The organism is Prevotella heparinolytica (assembly GCF_004342845.1).
In the GTDB taxonomy this organism is placed as follows: Bacteria; Bacteroidota; Bacteroidia; order Bacteroidales; family Bacteroidaceae; genus Bacteroides; species Bacteroides heparinolyticus.
In genome coordinates, this window is the sequence record NZ_SLXB01000032.1 from 1 (window position 1) to 13,527 (window position 13,527).

Annotated in this window: 13 protein-coding genes; 11 read left to right on the top strand and 2 right to left on the bottom strand. The window is 56.6% G+C overall.

Annotated features, from left to right (window positions below; translation table 11 throughout):
• The 8 genes from EV202_RS13400 to EV202_RS13435 form a co-directional block, all read left to right on the top strand.
• Positions 1-441: tyrosine-type recombinase/integrase (locus EV202_RS13400; RefSeq protein WP_165899437.1), on the top strand; the 441-nt coding region annotated here is incomplete at its 5' end.
• 413 nt (positions 442-854) lie between these two features.
• Positions 855-2,081: a DUF3575 domain-containing protein gene (locus EV202_RS13405; protein ID WP_131927428.1), complete on the top strand. Its 1,227-nt coding sequence runs from the start codon at positions 855-857 to the stop codon at positions 2,079-2,081.
• A gap of 52 nt (positions 2,082-2,133) precedes the next feature.
• A complete protein-coding gene (locus tag EV202_RS13410; protein ID WP_165899438.1) occupies positions 2,134-3,084 on the top strand; it encodes a DUF5119 domain-containing protein in 951 nt (316 codons plus the stop codon).
• A 196-nt stretch (positions 3,085-3,280) separates the two neighbouring features.
• A complete protein-coding gene (locus EV202_RS13415) occupies positions 3,281-4,378 on the top strand; it encodes a fimbrillin family protein (protein WP_131927430.1) in 1,098 nt (365 codons plus the stop codon).
• A 126-nt stretch (positions 4,379-4,504) separates the two neighbouring features.
• Positions 4,505-7,132, top strand: a complete 2,628-nt coding sequence (locus tag EV202_RS13420) for a fimbrillin family protein (RefSeq protein WP_131927431.1) — start codon at positions 4,505-4,507, stop codon at positions 7,130-7,132.
• A gap of 74 nt (positions 7,133-7,206) precedes the next feature.
• Positions 7,207-7,401 (top strand): hypothetical protein, encoded by a 195-nt coding sequence (locus tag EV202_RS13425; RefSeq protein ID WP_131927432.1) that lies wholly within the window; start codon positions 7,207-7,209, stop codon positions 7,399-7,401.
• A gap of 171 nt (positions 7,402-7,572) precedes the next feature.
• Positions 7,573-8,103, top strand: a complete 531-nt coding sequence (locus EV202_RS13430) for an HU family DNA-binding protein (RefSeq protein ID WP_131927433.1) — start codon at positions 7,573-7,575, stop codon at positions 8,101-8,103.
• Positions 8,104-8,316: 213 nt separating this feature from the next.
• Entirely contained in the window at positions 8,317-8,595 is a 279-nt protein-coding gene (locus EV202_RS13435) for a hypothetical protein (protein WP_131927434.1), read from the top strand.
• A gap of 108 nt (positions 8,596-8,703) precedes the next feature.
• Here the strand turns inward: EV202_RS13435 and EV202_RS13440 are convergent, their stop codons facing one another.
• Both EV202_RS13440 and EV202_RS15120 read right to left on the bottom strand, forming a co-directional pair.
• On the bottom strand, positions 8,704-9,132 hold the full coding sequence (locus EV202_RS13440) for a DUF5053 domain-containing protein (RefSeq protein ID WP_131927435.1): 429 nt from the start codon (positions 9,130-9,132) through the stop codon (positions 8,704-8,706).
• Positions 9,133-9,206: 74 nt separating this feature from the next.
• Entirely contained in the window at positions 9,207-9,377 is a 171-nt protein-coding gene (locus EV202_RS15120; protein WP_165899439.1) for a hypothetical protein, read from the bottom strand.
• A gap of 219 nt (positions 9,378-9,596) precedes the next feature.
• Here EV202_RS15120 and gnd point away from each other — a divergent pair, with 219 nt between their 5' ends.
• From gnd to pgl, 3 genes are read left to right on the top strand one after another with little or no spacing between them, the layout of a single operon-like run.
• Positions 9,597-11,072 (top strand): decarboxylating NADP(+)-dependent phosphogluconate dehydrogenase, encoded by a 1,476-nt coding sequence (gene gnd / locus EV202_RS13445; RefSeq protein WP_131927436.1) that lies wholly within the window; start codon positions 9,597-9,599, stop codon positions 11,070-11,072.
• A 15-nt stretch (positions 11,073-11,087) separates the two neighbouring features.
• Positions 11,088-12,584, top strand: a complete 1,497-nt coding sequence (gene zwf / locus EV202_RS13450) for a glucose-6-phosphate dehydrogenase (RefSeq protein ID WP_131927437.1) — start codon at positions 11,088-11,090, stop codon at positions 12,582-12,584.
• Positions 12,581-13,285 (top strand): 6-phosphogluconolactonase, encoded by a 705-nt coding sequence (gene pgl, locus EV202_RS13455; RefSeq protein ID WP_131927438.1) that lies wholly within the window; start codon positions 12,581-12,583, stop codon positions 13,283-13,285. The genes zwf and pgl overlap by 4 nt, the downstream gene beginning before the upstream one ends.
• Positions 13,286-13,527 lie beyond the last annotated feature (242 nt).

Consider the following 13,527-nt stretch of genomic DNA (forward strand, 5'->3'; position numbering starts at 1 on the left):
TTGAGGAAGCGGCAGGTAAAGGACGGGGTGCTTACCTACCGGCGCTGCAAGACGGGACGGCAGGTGAGGGTGAAACTCGAAAAGTGCATGCTCGAGATATTGGGCAGGTACAAGGCTGAGGGCACGGACTATCTCTTCCCTATATTATATAAGGTGAAGGACGGACGGATATGCCCCGTCTCCTACCCCTGCGCCCTGAACCGCTACAACCGCTCGTTGAAGCAGCTTGCCCGGCAGGCCGGGATTACGGTCGACCTCACCTCCTACGTCGCGCGGCACTCCTGGGCGAGCATCGCCTACGAGCAGGGCGTCGATCTGCCCGTCATCTCCAAGGCGCTGGGGCATACCGATACCAAGACCACGCTCATATATATCGAAGGGATAAAGGACGAACGGCTGGCGGAGGCCAACCGCGAACTGCTGGAGAGGATCGGGGCATGAGCCGACGAAGGCGTACGCCGTACCGACGGTATTTTATACGCCACCTCTTGCGAAGAGGTGTGTCGTACATACGAAATCAGAACGAATACCTCTTGCGAAGAGGTGTACCCGGTTTTGTAATTGACTGCGAATTAACGGCTTTTATTTCAAACGAGCAAATTATTTTGAAAAAAAACTGCATATTCCCCGCATAGATACCCGCATCCGGGTATCCCCGCTCCTTCCGTACTTCCTTACTCCGCTTGTGCGTCCGAAGGAGGCCCGGGCATCCGTCCGCCCTGTCTTTCCTCCGCCTTTCCCCGTCCCTTCCCACCTCTTCGCAAGAGGTATTCGTTCTGATTTCGTATGTACGACACACCTCTTCGCAAGAGGCAATCCTCCCGGGCACAATTATTAACCCTTATTCACAGGCGATGAAAAGACCCTTTATCCTTCTCCTGCTGCTGCTCCTCTCCGGGCATTCCGGTGCGCAGGATTCCGGCACCCGCCGTGGCACGGATTCCGTGCGCGTTTATTTCCGTCAGGGCGAATCGCGCCCCGACCCCTATTTCCGTGAGAACGGCGCGCGCGTGCGCACCTTCACCGAACGTTTCAGAACCCTCCTTCAAGACCCCTCGCGGCGCATCCGCGGCCTGCGCGTCACCGGCGGCGCCTCCCCCGAGGGGAGTACCGCCCTTAACCAACGCCTCTCCGAGCGGCGTGCCGAGGCCATACGGCAGATGGTCTCCGGCTATTTCCCGCACGAGTTCGGCTGGCTCTCGACCGTGCCCAAGGGCATCGACTGGGAGGGGCTTGAACGCCTCGTGCTCTCCGACGAGTACATGCCCTACCGCCACGAGGTGCTCGACATCCTGCGCCACACGCCCGAATGGCTCATGTGCGACGGACAAGTGACTGACGGCCGTAAACGGCGCTTAGGCATGCTTGGCGGCGGCTACGCCTGGCGCTACATGGAGAGCCGTTTCTTCCCCGAGCTTCGCGCCTCCACCCTGCACGTGTGGTACGAGTCGGAGGAGGTGCGGGAAGCCGTTAAGGACACCGTCTACATCCTGCCCCCCGAACCCGCGGAAGCCGTACCCGCGCCCCGGGAGCGCAGGCCCTTCTACATGGCCGTGAAGACCAACCTGCTCTACGACGCCGTGGTGCTCCCCAACCTCGGGCTGGAGTTCTACGTGGGCCGCGGCTGGTCGGTGGCCGGCAACTGGATGTACACCTGGCTCAAGAGCGACCGCCGCCACCGCTACCACCGCATATACGGCGGCGACCTCGAGGTGCGCCGCTGGCTGAGCTACGGCCGCAAGCCTCTGACGGGGCACCACATAGGGGTGTACGGCCAGCTGCTTACCTACGACCTTGAGTGGGGCGGCAGGGGCTACCTCGGCGACCGGTGGAGCTACGGGGGCGGCCTGTCCTACGGCTACTCCGCCCCCATCGGCCGCAGGCTGAACCTCGACTTCAGCATCGGCATCGGCTATCTGGGCGGCGAGTACTACGAGTACGTTCCGCAGGGAGACTGTTACTTGTGGCAGGCCACGAAGCAGCGCCGCTGGTTCGGCCCCACGAAAGCCGAGGTGTCGCTGGTGTGGCTGCTGGGACATGACAATTACAACGGGAAACGCAGGTCACAAATCGGAAAATAAGAAATTCATGAGAACGACAGAAATAACATCCACGAGAAGCATGAGAACATCCATGAGAAAAAAACGTCTGCACGGCATCGCCTTCCTGTTGGGGGCGTCCGTGATTATCCTGCTTGCGGCGGGCGTCGCCTCGCTGCTTGCCTCCTGCGACCATAAACCCTTCGCCTTCGCCCCCGATTCTTCGGTACGGGTGCGGGTCATCTTTGACTGGAGCAACGCCCCCGGGGCGTCGGCCACGGGCATGAGCGTCTATTTCTTCCCCTCCTCCGGCAGCCCTTTACGCAGGGACTTTCCCCGTGAGGGAGGGCTGACCGAACTTCTGCCGGGCACGTACCGCGTGCTCTGCCTGAACAACGACAGCGAGTCCGCGCTCCTGCGCGGCACGGACACCCCGGAGAGCTTCGAGGCCTGCTCGCCTCCTCTCCCCGTGCAGGATGGGGACGGACAGGAGCCGGCGGTCTCCTCTCCCGGCATGCTCTGGGGAACGGGCGGCACGGACTTCACCGTCACCGTCCCCTCGGAGCTGCCGGCCCCGGAAAGCCCGCTCGTGCTCTGTCCGGAGGAGCAGAGCTACATCTACACCGTAGAGATAGTGAACGTGCGCAACCTTGCGGGTGTCTCTTCCGCAGCCTTCTCGCTCTCAGGCATGTCCGCCTCGCTGTTCCCGGGAACCGGGCGCCGTTCCCCCTCACGCTCGTCCCTCCGCTTCGAAGCGGGCGTCGAGGAGGGCACGGCACGGCTCACGGGCCGGGTGCTGTGCTTCGGGGTGAGCGAGGCGGAGGACACGTCGCACCGGCTGACGCTCAGCGTCGCCCTGCGCGACGGCAGCTGCAGGCGTATTTCGTTCGACGTGAGCGGACAGGTGAACCGCGCGACCGACAGGCGGCACGTGCATATACGGCTGGACGGACTGACGATCCCCGCGCCCGCGGGGGAGGAAGGAGGAGGATTCCAGACGGGAGTGGACGACTGGAGCACGGAGACGCGGCCGATAGACCTGTAGCCTTTCGGGCGCGGATGCCGCGGATTGTGTTTTTAACGCGGATGATGATTCTTCAGACGGAGATGATGCGGATTCCCTGTTTTACAAGCGGATGATGACGTGAAAGTGAATATGTGGAATATATGATATAACTGACAGGAAACTGGCAGTGTTTTTTCTTAATTTAATTTTTTAATTCTAACAAAACAAGTAAAGTATGAAAAAGAAACTTGTGGGCTGCCTTCTGGCAGCAGGCCTCATCGGCCTTAGTTCCTGCTCGCAGGACGAAACGAACGCTGTGAACCGCAGCGAGTCCATCAACTTCCATCCCACGCTGGGTGCTTCCACCCGCGGGGCGGTGACCACGCTGAGCAACCTGTCGCCCTTCAAGGTGACGGCATTCAAGACCTCGGGCGGAGCGAACCTCTTCGAGAACGCCGAGGTGAAACAGACGGGCGGCAAATGGGAAATGACCGATCCTCAGACGTGGCCCGGAAACGAGGAGGTGAAGTTCTTCGCCTACGCTCCGGCCAACCTGCCTGCCGGCGCATCGGTGTACATCAACAGCGGCACGCAGAAGATATTCAGCTACGTGACACCGCAGAAGGTCTCTGATCAGAAGGACATCGTGGTGGCCCACAACACCGGCAGCCGCACCACCTCCGCATCGGGCGTGGCACTCAACTTCAAGCACATCCTCTCTCAGATAGAGGTGAAGGCCAAGTGCTCCGACCCCACCGTCACCATCAAGGTGCAGGGAGTGAAGGTATGCCAGGTGAAATCGGCGGCCAACTTCACCTTCCCCACCTCGCCCACGACCGCTTCCGGCCCGCTGGCGGGATGGGACGCGCCGAACGCCCCCGCCAGCTTCTCGGCCCGCCTGTCCGCCCCCGTCACCCTGACGGCGTCGGAGCAGAACATCACGGGAACGGAGAACTTCATGCTGCTTCCGCAGACATTAACGCCGTGGAGCGGCGCCGCCTCTCCGAACGGAGCCTATCTGGCCGTGCTCTGCCAGATCACGAAGAACGGTACGCAGATTTATCCGCCCGCTTCAGGAAAGTACGGCTACTCCGCCGTGAAGATAGACTCTTCCTGGGAAGCCGGGAAGAAGTATATCTACGCGCTGAACTTCTGTTCCCCGGGCGGCGGTGCGGGTAACATCGATCCGATTCCCACCGACCCCGTGAATCCCACCGACCCGACCATCGACCCGAATCCGGGAACGGGCGGAGACCCTGTACTGGGCAACCCCATCACCTTCACCGTGACCGTGGAAGACTGGACGGCGGGAAGCACCGAGATAGGGATGTAATCAGTGATTAGCGGCAGGTGCCTGGCTGTTGTCAGCGGTCAACACTTACTCCACGCCAGGCGCTTGCCGCTGTTTACCCGCCACTTATCATTCATCTATTCATCACTAATCACTAACAACATCTATATGCAAAGAGTGACATTGTCAGTATTGGCAGGCGGGGCACTGGCCCTGCTGACTGCCGGAGTTTGCTCCTGCGACGACTCTCACGAAGAGGGGGGCGCGTATCCGGGGCGCAGTATCGGATTCAAGGTAGAGGCATTGGGGATGCCTGCAGGGGAAACACCGCCGGCAACACGGGTGTTTGCCCTGCAGGACTCCCTGACCGGGGGAGGAACGCCGCTCTACCTGCACGCCACGGTATCAGATGTTCCCGCCACGAAGGCCGCCCCGGTAGACGCTTCCACCATGCACGCCTCCATGGGCGTGTCCGCTTTCGTATATCCTGCCGCGGAAGCGTGGAACGACACGCGGACACCCGACTACATGTATGACACGGAAGTGAAGAAAGCCGGCGGATGGACTACGGACAGCCGCTGGCCGGGGGCGGGGTCGAAGATACGCTTCTTTGCGTACGCTCCCTACAAGAGCGCACTGCCGGCATCGAGCCTGGCACTCTCGGCCAAGACCGCCGGAGGCGCGCCCGTGCTGACCTACACCGTTCCTGCCGCCGTGGCCGGCCAGACCGACCTGCTGACGGCCGCCACCGACGAGCTGTCGGGCGGCGGAGGCACGCCCGCCCTGCTTACCTTTAAGCATGCGCTGACGGCCGTGCGCTTTGTCACGGGCAATGACCTGCCTGCGGGGACGATTACGAACGTCACGCTGAAGGGCGTGTACGGCAAGGGCACGTACCGCATAGGCGAGAGCGCATGGGAAGGCCATGCCGACAGGAAGGACTTTACGCAGGCGCTGACGCCTGCGGCCACTATACCCGAGAGCCAGACACCCGGCACGGAGATAACGCCTGCGGCGGCCACGTTCATGATGATTCCGCAACAGCTGCCCGCGGGGGCGGAACTGGAGGTGAAGTACACGGACAGGCTGACAAATGCCGTGCGCACGATGAAAGCCTCCATAGCAGGCAGCCAATGGGAAATGGGAAAGACGGTGACCTATCAGGTGTCGGTGACAAGCATGGTGATTACCCCTACGCTGGAGGTGACGGCTCCGGCGGAATACGACTATCAGGGAGGAAGCGATAGCTACACGGTGAAGAGCTGCGCCACGGTATCGGGCGGAGGGGTGGACAAGGTTGTGCCCATCCCCTGGGAGGTGGAGTATTCAACGGACGGGACAGTCTGGAACAAAAACAAACCCGCGTGGCTGACGGCCTTTACCGAAAACGGGGAGGGAGGCACCGGGCCGACGAACCATACGGCAGGCGTGGCCCCGCAGGTGAACAGCACCCCTGACACGCACACCGAGGCGTTGCGGAACGCCGCACCCGTGAGCAACCACGACCTCTCCACGCACGACTATCAGGGCAACACCGCCCCGATGCGCACCGCCAACTGCTACATTGTGAACGCGCCGGGAACGTACCGCCTGCCCTTGGTTTACGGCAATGCGGTGGATTACGTCAAGGTGCCCGGAGGGGCGAATCCGGGTTGGAATACATCGGCCTACACCTCCACGGTAAGCGGAAAGAACGTGTTGTCTCCGTTTATCAACCACCTCGGTGCAGGAATTACCAATCCTTATATTTACGACAACGCAAACTGCACTCCCAATAGCTGCACGCTCGTCTGGCAGGATGAGCCGAATCTTGTTACGAACGTGGCCCTCTCTTCCGACAGGCATTTCCTTGAGTTCACCGTAAACCAATCCACCATCCGGCAGGGCAACGCCGTGGTGGCAGTGCGCAACGCATCGAACACCGTGCTTTGGAACTGGCACATCTGGGTGACGGACTACAGGCCGGGAACCGGGGACAAGACCATCACCAACTATCAGGACAAGCAGTATACGATTATGCCCTACGCTCTGGGCTGGTGCGACGGGAAAGAGGAAATCTACGCCGAACGCACGGTGCAGGTGCGCTTCAAACAGCGGCCCACGGCAGGATACACTTCTGCCGCCGAACAGACCATCACCGTGAAGCAGAAAGCGCATACCATTGCGGAACTTGGCAACAATGTCTATTACCAGTGGGGACGAAAAGACCCGTTCGTGGGGGCATTGGAAGGAATAGGTGGAAGCTCGTACAGCATCAATAAGACCTGGTACGATGCATCGGGGGCAACCCACATCGACGAGCTTCCTGCAACAAGCAGCTTCCCATACGAAGATGTCTGCATCACCTCCGGTATCACCCGGCCTAACACGTACTGTACGAATAGTTACATGGACAATAAATACGCCAACCTTTGGAGTGCAAACAACAACCTTTACGGTCCCAACGACGATGTTGTGGTAAAAACCATCTACGACCCTTGCCCCGCAGGTTACAAAATGTCTCCGGGCAATGTTTACACCGGCTTCTCTCTGTCCAATGTGCAAGAACCTTGGAACAACGGTTGGAACTTCTATTGCAACTCAAGCAAGTCCGAGACCGTGTTTTTCCCCGCTTCGGGCTATCGGGACAACGATTCCGCAGTGCCCTACGGCGTGGGGGGTATCGCCTGCTATTGGACGGCGGGGTTGAACGACACGTACAAGGGGGTGCTCCTGGACTTCTACGCGACCTACGTGAACCCGCTGTACCTAGACCTCCGCAGCCACGCCTTCGGGGTGAGGGCGGCCCAAGAATAATAAAGGGAGCGAAGCGACCGTGTCTGCTTCCCCCTACTTTTACATATAGTATTAATCAAACAAAATGAACATTCATGAAAAGAGAACAAATCCGGGCACCGGCTTCTTTCAGGCAAGCATCCTGTCTGAAGCCTGCCTGCTTCCACCGGAAAATGGGTGTGCATGCGGGCGTTAAAGAAAGGAGCATGCAAAGCGAAAAATGCTACATATACGAGGCCGATAACCTCGCATATACGAAGCGAACGATGTCGCATATACGAGACAAGTAACGTCGCATATGCGAAGCAAGCAACGTCGCATATGCGAGACAAGCAGTCTCGAATATACGAAACAAGCAGCCCCGAATATGCGGGCCTTGACAACTCCCCGGCAAGCTCCCGATAAGGATACCGATGAAAGAGACAACCCTTTTATTATCAACCAAATAAACGAATGAAAATATGAGTATAAAATATAAATTGACGAAGAAGAAGAATCCGATGAAGAAAGACGATCCCGCCAAGTGGTATGCCATCCCCAACAGCGAGAAGCCGTTGGCCCAAAAGGCGCTGACCCGCGCCGCCACAACCAACACCACCATGGCAGCCATCGAGCTGGAAGCCGCCATGGAGCTGCTGGCGGCATTCATCCCGCAACAGTTGCAGCAAGGGCATACGGTGAACGTGCCCGGTCTGGGCTCGTTCCGCCTCTCCTTCAAGAGCGACGGTGTGGAGAAGATAGACGACTTCCGCCCGGAAAAGATGATCAAGTCGCCCCGCGTGGTCTTCACCCCCTCGAAGGAGCTGAAAGAAAGAACCTTGCACGGCCTTAGCTACGAAGAGGGCGGCGTGCTGGAAAACAAAGTAAGCTACGCCTCGCTGGCCGACTACCGCAAAGCCAAAGGACTGCCCACACCTGCACCGGGCGGCAGCGGCAGCAGCACGGGTGGCGGCAGCGGCACGGGCGGCCAAGGAGAGAATCCGCTTGGTTAGACGTTAGACGTAAGAGGTCAGACGTTAGAAAAGAATAACACCGGATCAGGGTATGGGGCACGGAACCATATGGGAAATAAACACGACGCGTTTAATAGGAGAACTCATGACGACCATGTGGCCCGTGCCCTTAACCTCTTCCCCACACCGATACCGCCGATGCTTCAATTCCAATCCTTATACCCTGACGACGCTCATTAACCATTATTATCCATGAAATCTTATCGAACCATCAAAAGGATGCAGGATGCGGCGGAGTTCCGCAAGAGTTGCCTTATAAACATCGACATGAGGAGAGAGGCGTTCACGGCCTACGACCGCTCGGCCTTGCTATTGCACGCCATATACCCTCAACTGCCCTTGCGGCACGTGACCGGCGAAGACGGAATGACACGGCCGATGGTGACGGACATTCCGATGGCGATAGTTCGCGAGGTGTGCCGCAGGTATAAGTTAGTAGAGGCGACGGCGAGGCTGATAGAGGGCGGATAGTTTGCACAGGTCGCTGACGCTTTAACCTTTCAGAATAGGATTTGTGATGACAAAACAAAAGCGGAGTTCCTGAAACTCCGCTTTCCATTATTGCTCATTCATGATTCTCTATACAAAGAATGTTGCGGCCTTTTTCAGTTTATTACCTACATCATTCAAGGCATCGGCAAGCTGATGCAGTTCTTTGGGTGTGAATGTGGCAATTTTTCCGTGCACCTCGTTGCCATTAATGCGTTGATGTAACCACGAAGCAGACTTGCCAAAATATGTTTTGGCAAATTCAGATACGGAAATAAACGGTAATGTTTCGGATAATATCTTGCGAACCTCTATCTGCTGCTTTAAGAACTTCGCATCTTCCACGTCCTTATGTATCCGGGCAAAGTCTTCATCAATAGCCGATTGAAGTTCTTCCTTATCTTCCGGACGTATGGAGTTGAAGAAGGCTTCCATTTGCAGTTCCGCTTTTTCCCTGTCGGCTCCTTTGCTTTTTAAACAAGCCTCTTTCAGTCTGATAAATTCTTCCTTTACTCCCATAGTTCTCTGCATTTTAAGTGAAACAATAAATATTTGAAGATAAGGAGACTGCATCACCGGGCAGTCTCCTTTTTCTACCGGATAGCCGAAAGACACTGAATTTCTGATTTAAGATATTCAATCTCGGCATCCAGTACCGATTTTCTATATCCCAGCCCAATAAGCCGGTGATAGTTTCGGAGGTAGTAGTTGAGATTTTCAATCAACTCATCTACCCGCGCTTTTAGCGCTTCTTCATCAGTCATTCAAAGAGCTCTTATTGATTGACAATGCAAAGATAAATATTTTATTATCAATCCAAACCTTATTTGATAATAATTTCGTTATCAAACAGCAAACGATGTAATGTTGGGTTATTGCTGATTAAGTCTCCTCGGGTTTGGCACGAATTTAAGGAAGCGCACGAACAAATGCCGCAAACTCTTTGTTTCAATAGCAAAGAAAATGTTTACAAGTAAAAGTATATGGATAATTCAAGGAAATCAGACATCGGACTTATAGGGCTTGCCGTGATGGGCGAGAATCTGGCCCTCAACATGGCGGGCAAAGGATGGGAAGTATCGGTCTACAACCGTACGGTTCGCGGAGTGGAGGAAGGCGTGGTGGAACGTTTTATGAACGGCCGTGCCAAAGGAAAGAGCATACGGGGATATACGGACATAGCCGATTTTGTGGCTTCCATCGGCACCCCCCGCAAAATAATGATGATGGTTCGTGCCGGCAGTGCGGTGGACGAACTGATGGAACAGCTTTTCCCCCATCTTGCGGAAGGGGATATCCTGATTGACGGCGGCAACTCGAACTACGAAGACACGGGGCGCCGTGTGCTGCTGGCCGAGAAGAAAGGCTTCCGCTTTGTGGGCGCCGGCGTGTCGGGCGGAGAAGAGGGGGCGCTGAACGGCGCTTCCATTATGCCGGGAGGCTCGGAAAGCGCATGGCCGGAAGTGAAGCCCGTGCTGCAAAGCATAGCTGCCAAAGCGCCTGACGGTACGCCGTGTTGCGACTGGGTGGGCCCGGCAGGTTCGGGGCATTTTGTGAAAATGATACACAACGGCATAGAATACGGAGACATGCAGCTCATATCCGAAGCCTACTGGGTGATGAAGAAGCTGCTGGATTTGCCTAACGAGGAGATGGCCAAGGTGTTTGCCGGCTGGAATGAAGGCAAGTTGCGCAGCTATCTCATCGAAATCACCGCCGGAATTCTGTCTCACAAAGACAAGACGGGCGGGTATCTGGTGGACAGGATTCTGGATGCCGCAGGGCAGAAAGGTACGGGCAAATGGTCTGTAATCAACGCCATGGAGCTGGGCATGCCTTTGGGGCTGATTGCCACGGCCGTGTTCGAGCGCAGCCTGTCGGCCTCGAAGGAGCTGCGCACACAGGCTTCCGGAGCATATGCCCGTGAACGCTTGCAGGCGGTTTATAATGAGGAGGAGTTGACGGAAGAACTTTATGCCGCACTCTATGCTTCGAAGTTGGTGTCATATGCACAGGGCTTCGCCGTGCTGCAACGCGCTTCCGAGACGTTCGGCTGGAACCTCGATGCGGCGTCCGTGGCCCGCATGTGGCGCGGAGGCTGCATCATACGCAGCGTCTTCTTGAACGACATAGCCGCCGCCTTTGAAACGGCAGACAAGCCCGGACATTTGTTGCTGGCTCCTTACTTCAAGAACGAGATGAACCGGCTGCTCCCGGGCTGGAAGCGGTTAGTGGCGAAGGCCATCGGAGAAGAATTGCCTGTGCCTGCTTTCTCGTCGGCGTTGAACTATTTCTACTCGTTGACATCGGCCCATCTGCCTGCCAATATGATTCAGGCGCAACGCGACTACTTCGGCGCACATACCTTTGAGCGGACAGACGAACCGCGCGGCCGCTTCTTCCATGAGAACTGGACCGGAAGAGGAGGAGATACGAGATCGGGAACCTATGGTGCATAAATAAAGAAGCGGACAATGAGCAAATTTATAATGATAATATTCGGCGCATCGGGCGACTTGACAAAACGCAAGTTGATGCCGGCGCTTTATACCTTATATAAAGGCGGACGTCTGCCCGAGGGATTCTCCATTTTGGGCATAGGGCGCACAAGCTATACTGACAATTATTACAGGGAATACATCCTGAACGAACTGCACCGGTTTGTACCCGCAGCAGAACAGGTGGAGCAGCAGATGACGGACTTTTGCAACCATCTGTTCTACCAGACGCTGAACCCCGCCGAAGCAGGGGAGTATGGCCTGCTGAACGAACGCCTGGAGGCCATCTCCGGCGAAGAGCAGCCGGACAATCTGCTGTTCTATCTGGCTACGCCCCCTTCGCTGTACGGCGTCATCCCTCTGCACCTGAAAGCGGCGGGGCTGAATCGTCCGCGCACGCGCATCGTCGTAGAGAAGCCCTTCGGGTATGACTTGAACTCGGCACGCGAGCTGAACGAGGTGTATGCTTCCGTATTCCAAGAACACCAGATATACCGTATCGACCACTTTCTGGGCAAGGAGACGGCGCAGAACATTCTTGCTTTCCGTTTTGCCAACGGCATCTTCGAACCGCTTTGGAACCGCAACTACATCGATTACGTGGAAATCACCGCAGTGGAGAATCTGGGCATTGAAGGGCGGGGAGGCTTTTATGAAGATACCGGTGCGCTGCGCGACATGGTGCAGAACCATCTCGTCCAGCTTGTGGCCCTCACGGCGATGGAACCGCCTGCCGTGTTCAATGCCGATAATTTCCGCAACGAGGTGGTGAAGGTGTACGAATCGCTGGCACCGCTTACGGAAGAGGATCTGGAGCAACACATCGTTCGCGGGCAATATACGGCTTCCGGCTCTAAAGCGGGTTATCGGGAGGAAAAGGGAGTGGCGCCCGACTCGCGTACGGAAACTTACATCGCCATGAAGATAGGCATCAACAACTGGCGGTGGAGCGGTGTGCCTTTCTACATCCGCACCGGAAAGCAGATGCCGACGAAGGTATCGGAAATTGTAGTCCACTTTCGCGAGACGCCTCACCGGATGTTCCGTTGCGAAGGGGGAAACTGTCCCCGTGCCAATAAACTGATTCTGCGCCTGCAACCCAACGAAGGCATTGTCCTGAAGTTCGGAATGAAGGCACCCGGTTCGGGTTTCGACGTAAAACAGGTGATGATGGACTTCAGTTACGACAAGCTGGGCGGACTGCCCGTAGGCGATGCATATGCCCGCCTGATAGAGGATTGCATAGCCGGAGATGCCACGCTCTTCACCCGCAGCGATGCGGTGGAAGCTTCCTGGCGCTTCTTCGACCCGGTGTTGCGCTACTGGAAAGAGCATGCCGACGCCCCTCTCTACGGCTATCCGGCAGGTACGTGGGGACCTCTGGAGAGCGAGGCCATGATGCACGAACACGGTGCCGAGTGGACAAATCCGTGTAAGAACCTGACGAATACAGATGAATATTGCGAGTTATGAGAAGTTATATCTATCCTACGGCCATAGAAACGGCCCATGCACTAATCAGGAGTCTCGTCGGGATGATGAACGATGAGCCGGGCAGAACGTTTTATTTGGCATTCAGCGGAGGAAGCACCCCCTCGCTGATGTTCGACATTTGGGCGAACGAGTATAAAGAGGTGACCCCTTGGACACGGATGCGCATCTATTGGGTGGACGAACGGTGCGTGCCTGCCGAAGACTGCGAAAGCAATTACGGAACGATGCGCCGTCTGCTGCTGGATAAAGTGGGGATGCCCGGCGAGCATGTCTACCCCATCTGCGGAGCGAACAGTCCGGAGAAGGAAGCCGAAGCATATTCGGCCCGGGTTCGTAGTACCGTTCCGTTGCGGGTCGATGTTCCCGTTTTCGATGTCGTGTTGTTGGGTGCGGGAGACGACGGGCATACTTCCTCCATTTTCCCGGGGCAGGAGCATCTGCTCTCATCCTTGCATCCTTATGAAGCGAGTGTCAACCCCTATAACGGGCAGAAGCGCGTAGCCATGACCGGCAGCCCGCTTTTTGCCGCCCGAAGACTTGTCTTCCTTATCACGGGCAAGAGTAAAGCGGATGTTGTGCGCGACATGCTCGATTCGGGCGATACGGGACCGGCAGCCTATGTGGCGCATCATGCCGAAGATGTGGAGCTGTTTCTGGATACGCAGGCAGCAGGACAATAAGGCAGACGGTAAAAGCATTTGTTTTGGTTTTTTTTTGAACGGCTCATCCGGGGATGCAATTTCGGGTGAGCCGTCTTTGCTTCTGAAACAAAAGCACTTCCAACGTTCGCTTACGGAGGAAGTGCTTCACACAAAAACTAAACTAGACTTAACTAAACTATTCTATTGGGGAGTTTCACAACTCCATCTATTCGATGCAAAGATATAGAAACATTATCTAATATGCAATAGGATTTTGCAAT